Raw genomic sequence first — 19779 nt, forward strand, 5'->3', positions numbered from 1 at the left:
GACAGATGACCGATATTGCAGCGACTGCACCCGCACATGGTCACGACCATGCGCATGACGACCATGATACGCCGAGCTTTTTTGTCCGCTGGTTCATGTCCACGAACCACAAGGATATTGGCACTCTCTATCTGATCTTCGCGATCATCGCCGGCATCGTCGGCGGTGTGATCTCGGGGATGATGCGCCTTGAGCTTGCTCACCCCGGCGTTCAGTATCTCACCGGCTGGGCACAGTTCTTCGATGCGGGTGCTGGCGAAGTCCAGGGCAAGCATTTCTGGAACGTCATGATCACCGCCCACGGTCTGATCATGGTCTTCTTCATGGTCATGCCCGCCATGATCGGCGGCTTCGGCAACTGGTTCGTGCCGCTGATGATCGGCGCGCCCGACATGGCCTTCCCGCGCATGAACAACGTTTCCTTCTGGCTCACTGCGGTTGCGTTCGTGATGCTGGTCGGTTCGATGTTCGTCCCCGGCGGGAGCGGCCTTGGTGCCGGCACCGGCTGGACGGTCTATGCCCCGCTGTCGACCAGCGGCTCGGTTGGGCCTGCGGTCGACATGGCGATTTTCTCGCTCCACCTTGCGGGCGCGGCGTCGATCCTGGGTGCGATCAACTTCATCACCACCATTTTCAACATGCGCGCGCCGGGCATGACCCTGCACAAAATGCCGCTGTTCGTGTGGTCGGTGCTCGTCACCGCCTTCCTTCTGCTGCTCGCGCTGCCGGTTCTTGCGGCCGCAATCACCATGCTGCTGACCGACCGTAACTTCGGCACCACCTTCTATGATGCCACGGGCGGCGGCGATCCCGTTCTCTACCAGCATCTCTTCTGGTTCTTCGGCCACCCCGAAGTGTACATCATGATCCTGCCCGGATTTGGCATCGTGAGCCAGATCATCTCGACCTTCAGCCGCAAGCCGGTGTTCGGCTATCTGGGTATGGCGTACGCCATGGTCGCGATCGGCGCCGTCGGCTTCATCGTGTGGGCCCACCACATGTTCACGGTCGGCATGAGCGTGAACCTCAAGATGTACTTCACCGCTGCGACGATGGTCATCGCCGTTCCGACGGGCATCAAGATCTTCAGCTGGATCGCTACCATGTGGGGCGGGTCGATGAGCTTCAAGACCCCGATGGTTTGGGCGCTCGGCTTCATCTTCATGTTCACCGTGGGCGGCGTCACCGGCGTCGTTCTCGCCAACGGCGGCGTCGATACCGCGCTGCACGACACCTATTATGTCGTCGCGCACTTCCACTATGTGTTGTCGCTGGGCGCGGTCTTCTCGCTCTTCGCCGGCTTCTATTACTGGTTCCCGAAGATGTCGGGCCGGATGTACAACGAGTTCCTCGGACAGCTGCACTTCTGGATCTTTTTCATCGGCGTGAACGTCCTGTTCTTCCCCCAGCACTTCCTGGGTCAGCAGGGTATGCCGCGTCGTTACCCCGACTATCCCGAAGCCTATGCCTTCTGGCACCTGATCTCGTCCTACGGCTATGTGATCATGGCGGTCGGTGTGCTGATCTTCTTCGTGAACATCCTCTACTCGCTGGTTGCCGGCAAGAAGGCCGCCGACAATCCGTGGGGTGAAGGTGCGACGACGCTCGAATGGACGCTGTCGAGCCCGCCGCCGTTCCACCAGTTCAATGAACTGCCGCGTATCGCCTGACCGGTTTCGCCCCCTGCTGAATTTGCGGCAGGGGGCGTTTCCCAGCAGGCCGGAGTTATCATGGCGCAGAGCCTGACCCATGGCGAAATGGCGCTTCCCGCCGACTGGCGTGACCTGTTCGCGCTGACCAAGCCGCGCGTAATGTCACTGGTGGTGTTTACCGCCCTCTGCGGCCTGCTTGCTGCGCCGGGCGACGTCCATCCGATCCTTGCTTTCTCGTCGATCCTCGCGATCGCGCTGGGGGCAGGGGCGTCGGGCGCGCTCAACCAATGGTATGAAGCCGGGATCGACTCAAAAATGAAGCGGACGGCCAATCGGCCGCTTCCCGCCGGGCGGCTCGATCCGCAGACGGCGCTGCAATTCGGTGTCGGGCTGGCGGCCTTTTCGGTCTTCCTGATGCTGTTTGCATCGAACTGGCAGGCGGCGCTGCTATTGGCAGCTTCGATCCTTTTCTATGTCTTCATCTATACGATGTGGCTGAAGCCGCGGACGCCGCAGAATATCGTCATCGGCGGTGCGGCCGGGGCCTTTCCGCCGCTGATCGGCTGGGTTGCAGCGACGGGCAGCCTCGCACCGCTGCCGGTGCTGCTGTTCCTGTTGATCTTCCTGTGGACGCCGCCGCATTTCTGGGCGCTCGCGCTGTTCATGAAGTCTGACTATGCCGCCGCCGGCATCCCGATGATGCCGGTTGTCGCGGGCGAGAAATCGACCCGCCGCCAGATTCTCGTGTATGCGGTAATCATGGCTGTCGCGGCGATTGCGCCGTGGCCGCTCGGCTACACCGGGGCGCTCTATGGCTGGACCGCTGTCATACTCTCGGCGCTGTTCGTATTGCTGTCGATTCAGGTCGGCACGCGGACGACGGGTGAGGGCGATCTGATGCGCCCCGAAAAGCGTCTCTTCGCCTATTCGATCGCTTATCTTTTCATTTTGTTCGGCGCTGTCGTTGCCGACCATTGGTGGCCGCTATGACCCAGGAACCGAATCAAGAACCTTTCGACGAGGCGGAATATCGCCGTCGCCAGCGCAGCCGCGCAAATATGATGGCGTGGATGCTCGGCGGGCTCGCGATCCTCTTCTTTCTGATCACCATCGCGAAGATGCAGATTTTCCAATGAAGATCGAAAAAATGTCTCCCAACGCCAAGACGGCGAGCCTCGCTTCGGCGATAGCGCTGGCGATGGTCGGGGTCGGCTTTGCCGCGGTGCCGCTTTACGATCTGTTCTGCCGCGTGACCGGTTTTGGCGGTACGACGCAGCGTTATGATCCGGTGGCCGCTGCTGCCGAGCCCGAGATTTTGAACCAGACGATGTCGGTGCGGTTCGACGCCAATGTGTCGCCCAAGCTGCCGTGGAAATTCTATCCCGAACATCCGCGCGATACGGTCAGCATCGGCGCGCGCGACATGGCGATTTTCATCGCCGAGAATAATTCGTCGCACCCCGTCGTCGGGACGGCGAGCTTCAACGTCACGCCGACCCAGGCGGGCAAATATTTTACCAAGATCCAATGCTTCTGCTTCACCGAACAACGGTTGGAGCCGGGGCAGCAAATGCGCATGCCGGTGCTGTTCTTCGTCGATCCCAAGATCATGGATGACCCCGACGCGCGCGATGTTCAGGAAATCACCCTCAGCTACACCTTCCACCCTGTAGACGAGGGTAAAAAGGCGAGCTAAGGCCGCGATCAAGAGTCTAATCAAGGACCGGCGGGCGATGGGGAATCGCGACGCTGGGGCTGCAAAACGGGAATAGTGACATGGCTGGTGCCAAACATCATGATTATCACCTGGTAAACCCCAGCGTATGGCCGCTGATCGGTTCGGTGTCCGCACTGGTGATGTTCTTCGGGCTCGTGATGTCGATGCACGCGGATCATTTCGGCGGTATCGGCAAATGGGTGCTCGGCCTGGGCCTGATGGGCGTCATCGGCACCTTCTTCAGCTGGTGGTCGGACGTCATCAACGAAGCCCATGCGGGCGACCATACTCCGGTCGTCCAGCTTCACATGCGTTACGGCATGATCCTGTTCATCGCGTCGGAAGTGATGTTCTTCGTTGGCTGGTTCTGGGCCTGGTTCGATTTCTCGCTGTTCCCCGTGCCGATCGAGGTCGTTGACGGCGCGGTGACGTCGCTGTTCGGCCAGGATGGCGCTGCTGCGATCACGCAATGGCCGCCGAAGGGCATCGAAGTTATCGACGGCTTCACGCTGCCGCTGCTCAATACGCTGATCCTGCTCTGCTCGGGCACGACGATCACCTGGGCGCATCATTCGCTGATCCACGGTGACCGCGAAGGCCTGAAGAAGGGCCTGTGGCTGACGATCATTCTTGGCGTCGTTTTCTCAACGATCCAGGCATATGAATATATGCACGCGCCGTTCCCGTTCGGTCAGACCAACTATAGCTCGGCCTTCTATATGGCGACCGGCTTCCATGGCTTCCACGTGCTCGTCGGCACGATCTTCCTGATCGTCTGCCTCGTGCGCACCTATAAGGGCCACTTCACGCCCAAGCAGCATTTCGGTTTCGAAGCCGCTGCATGGTACTGGCACTTCGTCGACGTGGTGTGGCTGTTCCTCTTCATCATCGTCTACATCTGGGGTGGCTGGGGCGCACCTGTCGCCGCACACTAAATTGTCGCAAGACAATCCAACTCCAAAGGGGCGGCCGCCGGTCTGGCGTGCCGCCCTTTTTGGCCTTTGTCCCGAATGCGGAGCGCCGGGCCTGTTCGACGGGCCGGTGCAGTTTCGCGAGCGCTGCGAAACGTGCGGGCTCGACTATGGCCGCTACAATGTCGGCGACGGCCCTGCCGCATTCCTGACGCTGATCATCGGCGCCTTGCTGATCGTGCTGGCGCTGACGCTCGATTCGGTCTTGGCGCCGCCTCTGTGGGTGCATATTCTGCTGTGGGTTCCATTGACCGCCGCGGCGGTGATCTATGGACTGCGTATCGCCAAGGCGGCGCTACTCGCCAGCGAACATCAACGGCAGGCGGCCGAGGGGCGCCGCGTGGAGGATGAGCATGACTGACCCGACCGTTGTTTCCCGTCGCTGGCCGCTGGTCCCGACGATCCTGGTTCTGGCCGCCGTGGCGATCATGGTCGCGCTCGGTGTCTGGCAATTGCAGCGCAAAGCCGAGAAGGAAGCGCTGATCGCGCTCTATCAGCGTAACATGGCGATGTCGGCGACCGTCGCCTATCCTGACCTTCCCCCGGTTCCCGATGCGCTGCTCTATCGCAAGAGCAGCGTCGTCTGTCTCGAGCCGGTGCGCTGGGACCCGCGGAGCGGCAGCGACGCGAAGGGGCAGGCGGGCTTTCGGATGATCGCCGACTGCCGCACCGGGGCCGAAGGGCCGGGCGTGCTCGTCGATGTCGGCATCACCGACGATTTCACCCCGCCCAAATGGAGCGGCGGAACGGTGGCGGGGACGATTGTTCCCGGTCCCGAACAGCCGTCGCTGATCCAGCGGATGACAGGCAAGGCGGTGCCTGCACGCGCGATGTTGATCGCCGACAAGCCTCTTCCGGGGCTGCGTGCCAGCGCGGTGCCATCGGCCGCCGATACGCCGAACAACCACCTCGCCTATGCCGGGCAATGGTTCCTGTTCGCGCTCGCCGCGCTCGTCATATACGCCCTCGCTGTTCGCCGCCGCTTGCAGCCGTGACTTGTCGCCGCTAGGCGCGTTTCGTCATGGAATATATCAGCACCCGCGGCTCCGCGCCGACCCTCGACTTTCGTGCCGCAACGCTTGCCGGACTGGCGAACGACGGCGGCCTCTATGTGCCGGCGCGCTGGCCGCAAATGACGCAGGACGAGATCCGCGCGCTCGCGGGGCTCGACTATGTCGAAACCGCGGTGCGGGTGATGACGCCCTTCGTCGCGGGCGCGCTGAACGAGGACGAACTGCGCGAGCTGTGCAAAGCGGCCTATGGCCGCTTCGGGCACGACGCGGTGACCCCGCTGGTCCAGCTCGATCATCGCCATTGGCTGCTCGAACTCTTCCACGGCCCGACGCTGGCGTTCAAGGACGTCGCGCTGCAACTGCTCGGCCAGCTGTTCGAGAAATTCCTGAGCGGGGGCGAGACCGACATCACGATCGTCGGGGCGACGTCGGGCGACACCGGATCGGCGGCGATCGAGGCGGTGGCGGGCCGCGAGCATATCCGCATCTTCATGCTCCATCCCGAAGGCCGGGTCAGCGACGTCCAGCGGCGCCAGATGACAACGGTGCTCGCGCCCAACGTCTATAATATCGCGATCGACGGCAGCTTCGACGACGCGCAGGCGATGGTGAAGCGGCTGTTCGGCGATGCCGAGGCGCGCGATCAGCTCACCCTCTCCGCCGTAAACAGCATCAACTGGGCGCGGCTGATGGCGCAGGTCGTCTATTATTTCTACGCCGCCGTGCGGCTGGGCGGACCCGATCGCAAGGTCGCGTTCAGCGTTCCCACGGGCAATTTCGGCGATGTGTTCGCGGGCTATGTTGCGGCGCAAATGGGGCTGCCGATCGCGCGGCTGGTCGTCGCGACCAACGTCAACGACATTCTCCACCGCGCGCTGACCAGCGGCGACTATAGCGCCGGGACGGTCACCGCGACCGCGACCCCGAGCATGGACATTCAGGTCAGCAGCAATTTCGAACGCTTGCTTTTCGATCTCGCCGGCCGCGACGGCGCGGCGATCACCGGCATGATGGGCGATTTCGACGCAAACCGCGCGATGACGATCCCCGGCGATATGCTCGCTGGATCGCGCGGCTTGTTCTCAAGCGCCAGCATCGACGGCGATGCGATGGCGCTCGCGCTGCGCTGGGCGCAGGAACATGGCGGCCAGATCATCGATCCGCATAGCGCGGTCGGGCTTGCCGCGGCGCGCACGCTCGACATCGAGGCTGATGTACCGATCGTCACGCTGGCAACCGCGCATCCCGCAAAGTTCCGCGAAGCGGTCGAGCGTGCGACCGGGGTGCGGCCGCCGCTTCCCGCGCGGCTTGGCAATTTGTTCGAGCGCGAAGAGCGTTACGAGCGTCTGCCGGGCGACTATGACATAGTGAAGGCGCATATCCTGGCGACCGTCGCCCGTGGCTGAGCTTCAGCCCATCCAGACGCTGATTGGTGAGGCGTGGGACGATTATGGGCTGGTCGATAGCGGCGGCGGGCGCAAGCTCGAGCGCTATGGTCGCTTTCGCTTCATCCGCCCCGAACCGCAGGCGATGTGGGCGCCCGCGCTGCCCGCGGCGGATTGGGAAGCCGCTGATGGCGAATTCATCCCCGCGTCCGACGATGATGGCGGCGGCCGCTGGTACTATAACAAACCGGTGCCGACCGAGGGCTGGCCGCTCGGCTGGCGCGAGACGCGCTTCACCGCGAGCTGCACGCCCTTTCGCCATCTGGGCTTCTTTCCCGACATGGCGCCGGTGTGGGACTGGCTGCGCGAACGCATCGCCGGCAAGCCCGATCCGGCGTTTCTGAACCTGTTCGGCTATACCGGCGTCGGCAGCCAGGCGCTCGCCGCCGCGGGGGCGTCGGTGACCCATGTTGACGCGTCGAAAAAGTCGGTGTCGCAGGCGCGTGAGAATGCTGCGCTGGCGGGGCATGACGACAAGCCGATCCGCTGGATTGTCGACGATGCCGGCAAGTTCACGGCGCGCGAAGTGCGGCGCGAAAAACATTACGATGCGATCTTGCTCGACCCGCCCAAATTCGGTCGCGGTCCCGATGGCGAGCGCTGGCAGCTCGAGGAGGGGCTCGCGCCTTTGCTCGCCGACTGCCGCAAACTGCTCGATGCCGACAGCCGGGCTTTGTTCCTGACCGTTTATGCGGTGCGCATGTCGGCGCTGGCGATTGGTGAGTTACTGAACCAGCTGTTCGCGGACCTGCCGGGGACGATCGAATGTGGTGAGCTGGCGGTGCGCGAGGAGGCGAGGGGGCTGTTGCTGCCGACCGCGATCTTCGCGCGCTGGAGCCGCTGAACGGCGATTTGCGGAGGCACCGTATCAGCCCCCGAGGGGACTGATACGGCCTCTGCGCCCAGAGTTAGAATTTTGCTCGGACACCGGCGTAGAATTGGCGGCCGTTGTCGAAAATTGCGCGCGGCCGCGAGGTGGTTCCGGAATATTGCTCGATCGATTCATTGGTCAGGTTCACCGCCTCGGCGGTGAGCGCGATATTGTCGGTCACGTTGACGCTGACCGATGCATCGAGCGAGGCGAGCGAGGCCTGGTTGAGCGGCGCCGAACGGTCGATGTCCATGAAGAATTTCGACCGGTAATTATACGACACGCGCGCGCTGAGCAGGTCGTTTTCATAATAGCCCGTCAGGTTGAGCGAATGCTTCGAATTGCCCGGGATGGGGTCGCCATTATTCGCTTGGGCATCCGAATAGGTATAGTTGACCACCGCGCCGAAGCCGCCCCAAATCGGGCGCGAAACCTGGAATTCAAAGCCCTGGTTGCGACCGCCGTCGCCGTTGCTGCGGCGATTGATCTGATAGGGGCAGTTGAACAGATTTGGATTGCTTCCCCCCGCCGCGATGCAGCCGCCGGGCTGCGATCCGGGCACGAACACGCCCGGCAGGATTTCGGTCGAGGTCGTGTTGACGATGTACGACTGGATATCCTTGTAGAAGAGCGCGACCGCGACGATCGTCTCGCGATCGGGATACCATTCGAGTGACAAATCATATTGGTTGGCGCGATAGGGATCGAGGTTCGGGTCGCCGCCGCGCCCGGTCAGCAGAGTGCCGTTGAGGTCGACCCCCGGGGTGATGTCGACGAAGTCGGGACGCGTCACTGTTTTACCCGCGCCGAAACGCAGCACGATCTTGTCCGACAGATCCACCGACAGGTTCGCGCTCGGCAGGACATCGGTGTAGGATCGCTTTGCGGTGCTCGGCGTGAAACCGCCAAAGGGATTGGTGAATTCGGGGTTCGCGCCGCCGATGATAAAGCCTTCGGAGGTCTGGTCGGTACGGATCACACGGACGCCGACATTGCCGCGCCAGCCGTCGCCGCCGAATTTGGCGAGACCATAGCCGCCATAGGCTTTCTCGTTGATCGAATAGCTGTTCCCGGGGACGAGGAACCGATCGGTCGCCGGCCCGCTTTGCGCACCATAGATTGCGCGCAGCTTCGCGGGATCGACGCGCCAGTAGTCGGTCAGCGTGCCGGGCGCCGCGATATTGTCGAGGAAGTCACCGGGCATCCCTCCGCCGGTCGCGTAATCGACCGCCGTGCAGGCGACGCTGCCGCAGCGGATGCTGGGTGTGAAGACGCCGCCGTTGGTGGCGAAGCGTTCGGCAACGCGGTCATGATCGGTATATTTGACGCCGAATTTCAGCGCGGTCATCGGGCCCCATTCGACCTCTTTCTCGATATCGAGATAGAAATATTTCTCTTCGTCATCATTCGTCACCGACTGGATGCGCGCAAAGTCGGGGCGAATGCCGCCGGCGGGATTGAGTGGGTCGGGGCTGGCAAAGCTGACTTCGGGGCGGCCGCTGCGCAAATCATAGCTGAACCGGCCTGGCCCGGCGAATTCCATGAAATTCTCGTTGCTCGTGTCGCCGTTCGCCTTGGTCCAGCCGGCCTTGAAATGGACCATCAGCGTATCGGTGGGGCGATAGGTCAGATCGAAATCGGCCGAAACGGTCTTGGCGACCGCTTGACGATCGATGGCGTCATAGACGACGCCGAAGCCTGTGGTGCCGCCATTCGCCGAGGCGATGGTGCCGGCGACAGCAACACCATCCTCGATCACTGCGTTGGTGATTGTGCCGGCGGGACCGTTGCCAGGGAAGAGTGCCTGCTCGCCCCAGGCGATATAATTCTGGTTGAAGTTGTCGGCGTTGAAGCGCGAATAGAGCCCGGTGATATTAATTTCGAGTTTGTCCGACGGGCGGAACTGGATGCCGATGTTGGCGCCGTAGCGCTCGCGATCCTGTTCGAACATCGTCGAACCGATCAGTGTTGGAACCAGCGCGCTTTGTCCGCCGCCGACGGGGGCGGAGCGATAACCGAAAATCTCCATTCCGTCGCGGCGCGTGCGGCGCTTCTGGTAGATGGCGCCGACCAGGACGCCGAAAGTTTCGTCGGCATTTTTCCAGCTGACCAGTCCCGAAACCTGCGGATCGACCTTGCCCGACAGGTCGGAATAGGCAGCCTGTGCGGAGACCGACACGGTGAATGGATCGAGGTCGAGCGGGTTGCGGGTGAGGACGTTGATCGTCCCGCCGACGCCGCCTTCCTCCACATCGGCCTGCGGGCTCTTGTACACTTCCAGCCGGCCGACGATCTCGGCGGGCAGCGTCAGATAGTTGAAGCTGCGGGTCGAGGCGACCTGATCGAGGATGAACCAGTCGGCGGTGGCGACCGAATGGCCGTTGAGCAAAGTCTTGGTAAGGTTGGGCGCGGTGCCGCGCAGCGAGACGCGCTCGCCCTCGCCAAACTCGCGGTTGACGACGATGCCGGGAACGCGCTGGAGTGCTTCGGCGACATTCTTGTCGGGGAATTTGCCGATATCCTCGGCGGTCACCACATCGGCGATGACGGCGAGGTTGCGCTTGGCATCGATCGATTGTGCAACCGAAGCGCGAAAGCCGGTGACGACGATCTCGTCGGCGGCGGCTGTTTCACTATCCTGCGCCATGGCGGGCGACAGGCACGTCGCGTAGGCGATGATGCTTGCAGTCGCAAAAAGTCCTTTTGATTTTAGCATGTGACCCTCCCAAAGATCGGTTTATGTGCATTGGTCTTGATTGGTTATGTATAAGTCATAACAATCTTGCCCTGCAAGTCAATATTGAGACCATTTCCGATGTGTCGATCAGCGGTTTCGTCCCGGAAATCAGCCAAATCGAAAATTGGTACTCAATTGGTATGTATCCTGAGGATTCAAAGGACATGCCCTTGATCGCGGCAGTCGCTGTGGATTCTGCCAACTTGTCCGCTGTGGTCAAATTCGCGCTTCCTGGGTTTCCGGTAGTGGCCCCCATGGCGACAAGGGGCTGGCGGTGACGTTGATGCATACGAATGTCGAAGCCATCGGCGATAATCTGTCTTGCCCGCCCGCGGCAAAATGATCAGACCCCAATACGGGATGGCACAAGCCAATCATTGGGGAGAGAAAAATGGCACTTGCGCCAGAGATTGCGCCGCGCGGCGATGCGGCCGTTGGCGAAGGCGGCGGGACGCATGTCGATGCACCCGAACTGCGCCTGTTCGTCATGGGGCTGTTCTTCATTTTTGGCGGAATCACGTCGCTCAACGATGTGATCATTCCGAAGCTGAAAGAACTTTTTACGCTCAATTATACCCAGGCGATGCTGGTTCAATTCTGTTTTTTCACCGCCTATCTGGTGATCGGCATTCCCGGTGCGAAACTGGTCAAGAAAATCGGTTATATGCGCGGTGCGGTTGCGGGATTGCTGACGATGATGGTCGGCTGTCTGCTCTTCATCCCGGCCTCGCAGAACGCGGTCTATGGCCTGTTCCTGCTGGCGCTGTTCGTGCTGGCGAGCGGCGTTGTGATCGTCCAGGTCGTATCCAACCCGCTGATTTCCATGCTTGGAAAGCCCGAGACGGCGCACAGCCGCCTGACTTTTGCGCAGGCATTTAATTCACTGGGCACCACCATTTTTCCGATCGTCGGTTCGGTGCTGATTCTCGGTAGCCTTGCGACCGTCAGCGCCGACCAGTTGTCGGGCGCCGAACTCGACGCCTATCGTACCGCTGAAAGCCAGGCGATCGTGCACGGCTATTTGGGCATTGCGGTGGCGCTGGCGGTGGTTGCCGGTGCGGTGTGGCTGTTTCGCAATCGCTTGCAGGGTGAACGGCACGAGGCGAGCGCCGGGCTTGCCGGCCTTGATTTGCTGAAGCGTCCGCGCTTCGGCTTCGGCGCTCTGTGCATTTTCCTCTATGTCGGGGCGGAGGTGTCGATCGGGTCGCTGATTGTCAGCTATCTTATGCAGCCGGGCGTGATGGCGCTTCCTGAACAGGCCGCGGGCAAGCTGATCGGCCTCTATTGGGGCGGCGCCATGATCGGCCGGTTCATTGGTTCGGGCCTGATGCGTCTGATCAGCCCCGGCAAGCTCCTCGCCGTCGTCGCGGGCGGTGCGATCAGCCTGATTCTGATCTCGACCAATACGGTCGGCGTCGTTTCGGGTTATAGTCTGCTCGCAATCGGCCTGATGAATTCGATCATGTTCCCGACGATCTTCAGCCTCGCGTCCGAAAAGCTCGGCAGCCGTGCTGCCGACGGGTCGGGAATCATCAACGTCGCCATCTTTGGCGGGGCGGTGGTGCCGCTTGCGACCGGTGCGATTGCCGATCTCACGGGGAGCCTCGCCACGGCGCTGTTGCTCCCGGCACTCTGCTATGCCGTCATCGCAGGGTTCGGCTTCTACGCCCGGCGCCCGGCGGTCTGAGCGCACACGGATAGCCGCGGGCGATCGCTCTTGTCTGAGTGATCGCCCGCGGCGCTCCCGCCCCCTCACGGAAAAAGCGACAACTTAGGCCGGGGTCGCCAGCTCGATGCGGTTCCGCCCGCTTTCCTTGGCGCGGTACAGCGCATCGTCGGCGGCTTTCAGCGCGGCGCGCGCCTCGCCATAGCCAAAGACGTCGGCGACCCCGCCGGAGAAGGTGATCTGGCCGAACGGCTCGTCGGTCTTGCGGTTGATCAGCCTGCGCTCGGCGAGGCTGTCGCGCGCCGCGTCGAGCCGCTGCGCGGCGTCGGCCGGCGGCAGGCCGCGGAACAGCATGACGAATTCCTCGCCGCCGTGCCGCGCGACATGACAATGATCATCGGATATTTTCGCCAGCGTGTCGGCGATCAGCTTGATCACCCGGTCGCCCGCCTCATGTCCGTGGAGATCGTTGATTTTTTTAAACTCGTCGATGTCGCAAAAGGCGACGCTCAGCGCTTCGCACTCCGACTTCGCCTCGGCATAATGATGTTCGAGCAGGATTTCAAAAGCACGTCGGTTGGGCAGGCCAGTCAGATAATCGATTTCGGCGTCGCGTTTGGCGCGGGCGAGGCTGCGGCGTAGCGCCTTGGCTTCATCCTCGCTTTTGCGCATATCATTTTCGGCCTTGCGCGTCCGTTCGAGCATCGCGCGGGCGAGCCCGGCGAGGTTGGTGACGAGCTGACCGGTTTTCTGGACCTGTTCGAGGTCGACGACATGCTGTTCGAGTTCGGATCCATAATCGTGCGCGACTGTGCGGGCCGCTTTGGTGTGGGTGGAAAATGTGTCGAGATTGCTTTCGAGCCGCGCGATCAACCGGTCGAGATCGGCCTGATCGGGCATGGCGCCGTCGCTGGCCGCGAGTTCGTTCAACCAGGTCTGGGTGATCACCTCCCCCGATTGCGCCCGCATTGCGATCTTGCGCGCGAGTTGGGGATTAGCGCCGGAAAAGGCCGCGTGTGCCAGCGACAGATTGGCGGGCGACACGTCCAGATCATGATCGATCAGGAAGGACGCGATCGCCTGCGCCAACGCGTGCCTGGCCTGGCGCGGGTCGGGTGGCGGTTCGTCTGTCGGGGCATCGCTTCGTGGGTTTCGAAGCCCCAGCCAATCCAGGAGCCGCCCTACCGGCTCGCGAGATGTTGCATTTGTGGTCATGCGACCATTAACGGGCGCTGGGAGGCAGGTTTAAGCGATGCTAGCGGGCAACGTCGGCTGCGGTGAACGAAACGCTTTCGACCATGTGGCGTGCGAAGGGTGCGAAATCGCCCTGCAGTCCGTGCTTTAGCGCCGCCAGCGCCAGTCCGCGCTGCACGGCGGCGGCCAATGTTTCGGTGGTCAAAAGGCCGTCGATTACGCCCGCCGCAAAGGCGTCACCGGTGCCGATCCGGTCGATGATGGGCGCGATTTCGGCCGTTTCGGTCTGGGCGCAGTCGTCGCGGCGATCGATGCGTGCAACGATCTGATGCTTCGTCGGCTCGACGATATGCCGGGCGGTCGACGCGACGGTTTCGAGCTTCGGAAAGGCGTCGAGGAGCGCCAGCGCGGCGTCGCGGCGCCGGTCGGGACCATCGCCCGAAAAATCGCGGCCGAGCAGCAGCGTCGCGTCGCGGTGGTTGCCGAAAAGAACATCGGCTTCGGCGACGATCGGGCGGAGGGTCGCCGCGGGGTCGCTGTTCCAGCGGCTCCACAGGCGTCCGCGCCAATTGCCGTCGAACGAAATGCGGATGCCGGCAGCGCGTGCGGCGCGCACCGCCGCCAGCGTCGCTTCCGCGCTTTGCGGGCCGAGCGCGGGGGTCACGCCCGAGACGTGCAGCCAGTCGGCCCCGGCGAGCAGTTCGTTCCAACGCCAGTCGTCGGCTTTCGCCGCGGCAAAGGCCGAATCGGCACGGTCATAGACGACTTCGGCGGGGCGCATCGCGCCGCCGGGCAGGTGGTAATAAAGGCCCATGCGTCCGGTGGGGCGCAGCATGTGCGAAGCGTCGACACCGTGGCGGCGCAATTCGCTGGCCGCGGCGTCCCCGATCGGCCCTTCGGGAACGGCGCCAAGCATCCGCACCGGATGGCCGAGCGCCGAAAGAGCGACCGCAACATTGGTTTCGGCGCCGCCGACATAGGCGTCGAGGCGTGGCGATTGCAGCGGAAACTCGCCGGCGGGCACGGCCAGACGCAGAACGGTTTCGCCGAAGCAGGCGATGGTTTTGGTGGGCGAGGTCATCGTGGGTATCCAGTGTCGGGAATGGTGGTGCAAGCGATGCGGACGTCGGTTCCGAAGCGCGCCGTGGCGGTCTGTCCGGGTGCGATCGGATGGACGCCGGTGATCGCCCCGGCCGAGATCCATTGCCCGGGCTCGAGCGTGATCACGCCGTCATGATGAAGCTCGACGAGGAAGCGTAGCGCGCCAAGCGGACCATCGAGCACGCCTGACGGCCGTCCGGTCCCGACATGCACGCCGTCGATCTCGGTCGAAACCTCGATCTCGTCGAAGCCCGCAAGGTCGATCTGCGGGCCGAGGAGCAGGCCGTTGTTGATGCCGACATCGGCGATGATGCTGAAGGGGCTGTGCTCGAAGACGTCGGGCGCAGGTGAACTGGCGACCTCGAATCCCGCGCGGACCACGTCGATATAGGTCCGCGCCTCGTCGTCGCTGTCGATGCGGTGACCGGGGACGCTGCGCAGGCGGAGCATCACCTCGATCTCGATCGCGCTGGCGCCGCCGGCGAAGATACGCGCTTCGCCGGGATTCTCGGCATGGGGATCGGCGCAATATAAAACCGGCCCCGCGAGCCGCGTCGCGTCGAGCAAGGCGACGAGGGGCGGTGGAACGCGCCCGAGCTTCCATCCGGACACCGGCCGGCCAAGCGCGGCGCGCAGCTTGTGCTGGATCGCATAGGCCTCTGCGAGGGTGGCGGGGACGGGGGCAGGGAAAGCCGGCAGCGCCCGGCCGGACAGGCGGGCCTCGAGGAGCGCAGCGACAATGTTCTGCGCGTTGGAGGACGCGCTCATGCGAAAAAATCTCCGGACATCAGGCGAGCTTGGCGCTGAGCAGATAGCGTTCGCGGCTTTCGGCGGCGCGGCGGCGCAGGTCGACGAGCGCGCGCTCTTCGGTTTCGTCGAGCATCGATTCGATCAGGCGGTTGAAATGCTTGCGCATCGCCAGTCGCGCGCCGGCGCCGTCGCGATTGCGCAGTGCCTCGACGACATCGGCATGTTCGGCCTGGCGCACGCTGCCGTCCTTTTGGCATACCATTGCATGGCTGTGCTGTACCTCGGGCAATTCCAGCCGCATCCGCCACAGGCTTTCGATCACATGGATGATCGCCTTGTTGTTCGAGGCGGCGGCGATCGTCATGTGAAATTCACGATCGATCGCGTTAATCTCGTCCTCGCTGGCGCTGGTGTCGGCCATCGCTTCCAGCAGGGTTTCGAGCTTTTCGAGCGTTTCGGCCGAGATTGTCGGCGCGGCGAGCGCGGCGGCTTCGGCCTCGAACAGCGAGCGCGCTTCGGTAAGCTCGAACGCGCTGACCGAGGGGAGGAGGGCATTGTCGCCCGGAAGATGCGGCTGGACATAGGCGCCGGCGCCGGTGCGAATGTGGATCCAGCCCGTCGCTTGCAGCGCGATTTCAGCCTCGCGGATCGTCACGCGGCTGACCTCGAACCGCTCCGACAATTCGCGTTCGCCGGGCAACCGGGTCCCCGGCGGATAGGTTCCGTCGAGAATCAGGCGCCGGATCGTGTCGGCGACATCCTCAAAAAGGCGGCGTTCGGCCATGGTTTAGTCATCTCCCCACATATGTACTGGGGAGTCCATACAATCAGGTATGACAAGTTTGAAGCCCATGACGAAGGTGAAATTCATATTCTCTCCGGGACTTCGCATGCGTGTGCTTCAAGCAGCTTCCGGCTGCACAGAAAGCCGATAGCGCGTTTCATCATCGCCGAATGCTGTTCGCGCGAGAATTTTCCGTGACCGCCGCCGGCGGCGATGAAAAGATCGGACGGTACCGACAGCGCATCGAGCTGCCGTTTCAGGTCGATCGACTGGGCGATCGGAACGATGGGGTCGGCATCGCCATGCGCGATGAAGATCGGCGGATTGGCAGGCGTAAGCCATGTGACCGGCGACATCTGGTGTGCGAGAGCCTCCGCTCCCGCCCCGCCGCCGATCCAGCTTGCGATCGTTGGGTGGCGCGGGTCGGTGCCATTCGCCGTCAGGTCGGTGGGGCCAAAAAAGTCGAGGATAGCCGCTGCCTTGGGCCCGCCTTTGCAGGCGTCGAGGTCGATATCATTGCCGGCCGGGAGCAGCCCGGCCATCAGCGCCAGATGCCCGCCCGCCGAAGTTCCCGAGATGATGATGCGGCTGGCGTCGAAGCCGAATTCCGCTGCATTCGCGCCGATCCAGTGGAGCGCGCAGCGCGCGTCCTGCACCGCGGCGGGCGCGCGCGCTTCGCCGGCGAGGCGATATTGGACGGTCACCACCGACATGCCCGCAGCGAGATAGGGACGAAAGCCTGTCCAGCTCTCGGGCCGCGCGCCGCGCGCCCAGCCGCCGCCGTGAAAATGGATCAGGACGGGGGTGGGGGCTTTGGCCGCAGCGGGGTGGACATAGACGTCGAGGTGGAGCGGTTTGCCTGCGATCGTCAGATAGGGAAGGTCTCTGGCGATCCGCGCCGGGCCCGCCTCGTCCGATGCGGTGGCAGGCGATGCTGTTGCCAGCAAGGCCGCCGCCACGATCGGACCAAGAACGGATCCTTGCATCGCGCGCCTAGATCCGCGCCCGGATGCCGATGAAATATTTCGCGCCATAATAGTGATACTGACGGCTGCTTCCATATACCGGCATATAGGTCGACTTCGGTTCGTTGAAGAGGTTGAGCGCCTCGAAGCGGAGCGACACGCCTTTCATCAGGTTGAGCGAAGCGCGGAAATCGACGGTTTCGCTGGGCCCGACATAGCGCAGCTGGCTGTTGCCGCCGACGAAGTCCTGGAAATATTTCGAACGATAATTGTAGATCGCCTGCAACGACACCGGGCCGATCTCGTAATAGGCCTGCGCCGACAGCACATGCTTCGAATAGCCCGAGATATTGGCGGGGGGGATGATCCCCGGCGTCACCGTGTCGGTCTCGGGATTGTAGATGTCGCCAAGGCGAATGTCCTGAGTCTCGAAATTGGAGTCGGCATAATTATAGCTGACCTTCGCACCGAGGCCGTCGAGCGGCTTGGGCAGGAAGCTGAAGCGCGTCGCCGCGGTCAGTTCGAGGCCGTAGATGCGCGACTTGTCGGGGCTGTTGCGCGTCTGGGTCACCGGAACGGTGATCTGTTGCCCGTCGATCGTGAATGTCTCGTCATAGACGACTGGCTGGAAGCCGCCGCTGAACTGCTTGTAATAGACGGTCGCTGACAGCAGGCTGTCCTTGTTCGGATACCATTCGATCGCAGCGTCGGCATTCCACGACATCAGCGGCTTCAGCCCCGGGCTGCCCGTCGCAGTGATGTTTTTGATCGCATCTTCGATCGAATTGAAATCCGTGCCGTCCTCAAGCGTGAAGCGGCGGCCGGCGCCGAGCGCACTGGGGTTCGGGCGCGACATCGCCCGATAGCCTGCGAGGCGCACTTGGGTGTCAGGTGCAACTTCGAAGATCGCGTTGATGCTGGGCAGTACACGCGTGCTGCTGCTTTTGATCGTCACCGTGTCGAATTCGCCGGAGCTGACGAGCTGAATGTTGCCGCTGACGGGATCGGTTACGACATTGAGGCCGCTGCGCAGACCGTCGGACACGACGCGCGTGTTGACGACGCGGACGCCGAAGTTGCCGCGTACGGGCATATTGCCCAGATCAGCGTCATATTCTGCCATCACATAGCCGGCGAGGGTTCGTTCGGTGACGTCGCGGTTTGCGTCCGAGCGCGTGTCGGCGAGGTTGCCGGGGTCTTCGGTCCCCATATATTCGCGGAACAGGCAATCGACGTCGAAGGTCGCCCAGCTGTTGATGCCATTGCCCTTGGCTGCCGACAGATAATCGGTCTGCGGGAAGGCCTGGCGGCACAGATTGTTGATCCGGCGGTCCTCGCTCATTGCCGGGTTGTAGTTGAAGTCGCCGTTGCGGACGTCATAGTCGCGGTAGGTCAGCTGCGACCAGCGGGCACCGGCCGATATGTTGCTGAAGAAGCCGTCCATTTCATAAGCGGCATCGAACCGGCCCGCGAAAATTTCGTTGTGGCGGCGCACTTCGTCGCGGCGCAGGCGCGCGTCGTCCCAGAAGAGATCATGGTTGTTGAGGTCGAAGCGCGGATCGATGGTGATCGTCGGGACGAAGCTGCCCGGCTTGATTTCATAGGTATAGGGGATGCGCATGTCGTTGAACACGGTGCGCACGCCGTTGACGTCCATCGGATCGGTGCGCAAACGGACGTTGCGCTCGACCTCGGTGCGAATGGTCCGTGAATAGCTGCCGTCGGCCGTCAGCGTCAGGCGATCGTTCGGCTTCCATTCGATCGACAGGCCGCCGCCCAGATACTCTTCCGAGCGCGACAGTTCGGACCCGTTGGACTCGAGCGCGCTCCGGCCGTTCAGCCGCTGCACGATGCCATTTTCGTCATATTCGACGTTGGTCAGGGCATTGCGGCCCTCTGACAGGTTGAGGTCGCGGCGGCTCTCGACATAGGTGCGGTCCGAATACTGGACATCGAGGTTGATGTTGAACTGGTCCGAGGGACGCCACTGGATCGAACCGAACACCGCATCGCGCTTGTCGGTCTCGCTGATCTGGCGGAAGGTATAGGCGTTGGGGACGAGGTAGAAGGGCGCGTCGGCGGCATTGCCGTCACGGATTGCGGTCCAGGTGCTGCTCGCTGCATAGGTTTCTTCGGGGTTGTTGCTGTCGTTGCGCTGGGCGCCGATTGCGATGCCGATCGTATCGTTCGCGAACTGGTCGACATAGCTCACCGTCCCGCGCCAGCCCACGCCGCCCGATCCGCCAACGATACGGTCACCATAAGGGTTGTACTGGGCCTTGACCTCGCCCTGCAGCCGGCGCTTGCCGAAGTCGAGCGGGCGCAGCGTACCGATTTCGATCGTTCCGGCGACGCCGCCTTCAACGAGGCTGGCCTGCTGCGTCTTGTAGATTTTGATGTTGTTCACCAGCTCCGAGGGGAACTGGTTGAAATTGACCGAGCGGTCGCCGCTGCCGTTCGATGCGTCGCGGCCGTTGAAGGTTGCGTTCGAAAGGAAGGGCCCGAGGCCGCGCAGCGCGATTTCGGACGCGTCGCCCTTTTCGCGGTGGGTGGTTGCGCCGGTAATCGTCTGGATCGCCTGGCCAACCGAAAGCGCGGGAAGGTCGCCGATGTCGTCGGCCGACAGCGCGTCGACGATCGCGGTTTCCTGCCGCTTGACGTTGATCGAATCCTGAATCGTCGCGCGGATGCCGCTGACGACGATTTCGTCGCCCTCGTCGCTCGGGGCGGCAATGTCGGCGGCGGCGCTGTCCTGCGCCACGGCGGGCACGGCGACGAGCAACAGCGTCGATCCCGCGCCGGTCAGGAAGGCGGCGCGCAGCGCGCGGACGCGGGTCTGGTTCTGAGAATTCACTTCGGTCTCTCCCTGGTCAAACGAATCTGTTCTGACCAATTCACTTGAGCATCGTAACA

At 62.9% G+C, this 19779-nt stretch carries 18 protein-coding genes; 11 read left to right on the forward strand and 7 right to left on the reverse strand.

The annotated features are described in order from the left end of the window. Window positions 1-5 precede the first annotated feature (5 nt). From ctaD to AC1RRJ_RS11015, 9 genes are all read left to right on the forward strand, one after another. On the forward strand, window positions 6-1670 hold the full coding sequence (ctaD, locus tag AC1RRJ_RS10975) for a cytochrome c oxidase subunit I (RefSeq protein WP_088471516.1): 1665 nt from the start codon (window positions 6-8) through the stop codon (window positions 1668-1670). Window positions 1671-1730: 60 nt separating this feature from the next. Further along, window positions 1731-2642 carry a heme o synthase gene (locus AC1RRJ_RS10980; protein WP_493122527.1) on the forward strand — a complete coding sequence of 304 codons (912 nt, stop codon included), beginning with the start codon at window positions 1731-1733 and terminating at the stop codon, window positions 2640-2642. Then, on the forward strand, window positions 2639-2788 hold the full coding sequence (locus AC1RRJ_RS10985; protein WP_493122528.1) for a cytochrome c oxidase system small membrane protein: 150 nt from the start codon (window positions 2639-2641) through the stop codon (window positions 2786-2788). Before AC1RRJ_RS10980 ends, AC1RRJ_RS10985 begins: the two co-directional genes overlap by 4 nt. After that, window positions 2785-3348: a cytochrome c oxidase assembly protein gene (locus AC1RRJ_RS10990; protein WP_493122529.1), complete on the forward strand. Its 564-nt coding sequence runs from the start codon at window positions 2785-2787 to the stop codon at window positions 3346-3348. The genes AC1RRJ_RS10985 and AC1RRJ_RS10990 overlap by 4 nt, the downstream gene beginning before the upstream one ends. A gap of 80 nt (window positions 3349-3428) precedes the next feature. Beyond that, the gene (locus AC1RRJ_RS10995) at window positions 3429-4304 is read left to right on the forward strand and encodes a cytochrome c oxidase subunit 3 (RefSeq protein WP_493122530.1); all 876 of its coding nucleotides are present in this window, start codon (window positions 3429-3431) and stop codon (window positions 4302-4304) included. A gap of 1 nt (window position 4305) precedes the next feature. Next, entirely contained in the window at window positions 4306-4701 is a 396-nt protein-coding gene (locus tag AC1RRJ_RS11000) for a DUF983 domain-containing protein (protein WP_493122531.1), read from the forward strand. Further along, window positions 4694-5335, forward strand: coding sequence for an SURF1 family protein (locus AC1RRJ_RS11005; protein ID WP_493122532.1), 642 nt, complete (start codon window positions 4694-4696; stop codon window positions 5333-5335). Before AC1RRJ_RS11000 ends, AC1RRJ_RS11005 begins: the two co-directional genes overlap by 8 nt. 26 nt (window positions 5336-5361) lie before the next feature. Beyond that, window positions 5362-6759, forward strand: a complete 1398-nt coding sequence (gene thrC, locus AC1RRJ_RS11010; RefSeq protein WP_493122533.1) for a threonine synthase — start codon at window positions 5362-5364, stop codon at window positions 6757-6759. Further along, on the forward strand, window positions 6752-7642 hold the full coding sequence (locus tag AC1RRJ_RS11015; RefSeq protein WP_493122536.1) for a class I SAM-dependent methyltransferase: 891 nt from the start codon (window positions 6752-6754) through the stop codon (window positions 7640-7642). Before thrC ends, AC1RRJ_RS11015 begins: the two co-directional genes overlap by 8 nt. Window positions 7643-7706: 64 nt before the next feature. Here the strand turns inward: AC1RRJ_RS11015 and AC1RRJ_RS11020 are convergent, their stop codons facing one another. After that, the gene (locus AC1RRJ_RS11020) at window positions 7707-10385 is read right to left on the reverse strand and encodes a TonB-dependent receptor (protein ID WP_493122538.1); all 2679 of its coding nucleotides are present in this window, start codon (window positions 10383-10385) and stop codon (window positions 7707-7709) included. A gap of 23 nt (window positions 10386-10408) precedes the next feature. Between AC1RRJ_RS11020 and AC1RRJ_RS11025 the strand changes: the two genes are divergently transcribed. Next, window positions 10409-10684 (forward strand): hypothetical protein, encoded by a 276-nt coding sequence (locus tag AC1RRJ_RS11025; protein WP_493122540.1) that lies wholly within the window; start codon window positions 10409-10411, stop codon window positions 10682-10684. Between the two features lie 113 nt (window positions 10685-10797). Next, window positions 10798-12093, forward strand: a complete 1296-nt coding sequence (locus tag AC1RRJ_RS11030) for a sugar MFS transporter (protein WP_493122542.1) — start codon at window positions 10798-10800, stop codon at window positions 12091-12093. An 84-nt stretch (window positions 12094-12177) separates the two neighbouring features. Here AC1RRJ_RS11030 and AC1RRJ_RS11035 read toward each other — a convergent pair whose 3' ends face one another. The 6 genes from AC1RRJ_RS11035 to AC1RRJ_RS11060 form a co-directional block, all read right to left on the reverse strand. Further along, on the reverse strand, window positions 12178-13161 hold the full coding sequence (locus AC1RRJ_RS11035; RefSeq protein ID WP_493122544.1) for a GGDEF domain-containing protein: 984 nt from the start codon (window positions 13159-13161) through the stop codon (window positions 12178-12180). Between the two features lie 166 nt (window positions 13162-13327). Further along, window positions 13328-14347, reverse strand: coding sequence for a sugar kinase (locus tag AC1RRJ_RS11040; protein WP_493122546.1), 1020 nt, complete (start codon window positions 14345-14347; stop codon window positions 13328-13330). Then, window positions 14344-15135 carry a 2-keto-4-pentenoate hydratase gene (locus AC1RRJ_RS11045; RefSeq protein ID WP_493122548.1) on the reverse strand — a complete coding sequence of 264 codons (792 nt, stop codon included), beginning with the start codon at window positions 15133-15135 and terminating at the stop codon, window positions 14344-14346. The genes AC1RRJ_RS11040 and AC1RRJ_RS11045 overlap by 4 nt, the downstream gene beginning before the upstream one ends. 19 nt (window positions 15136-15154) lie before the next feature. After that, complete coding sequence (locus tag AC1RRJ_RS11050) at window positions 15155-15901, reverse strand: FadR/GntR family transcriptional regulator (protein ID WP_493122550.1); 747 nt, start codon at window positions 15899-15901, stop codon at window positions 15155-15157. 83 nt (window positions 15902-15984) lie between these two features. Continuing rightward, window positions 15985-16887 carry an alpha/beta hydrolase fold domain-containing protein gene (locus AC1RRJ_RS11055; RefSeq protein ID WP_493122553.1) on the reverse strand — a complete coding sequence of 301 codons (903 nt, stop codon included), beginning with the start codon at window positions 16885-16887 and terminating at the stop codon, window positions 15985-15987. A 7-nt stretch (window positions 16888-16894) separates the two neighbouring features. Further along, a complete protein-coding gene (locus AC1RRJ_RS11060; RefSeq protein WP_493122555.1) occupies window positions 16895-19720 on the reverse strand; it encodes a TonB-dependent receptor in 2826 nt (941 codons plus the stop codon). Between the last annotated feature and the right edge of the window lie 59 nt (window positions 19721-19779).

Source organism: Sphingopyxis sp. GW821-FHT12C06, from assembly GCF_058807415.1.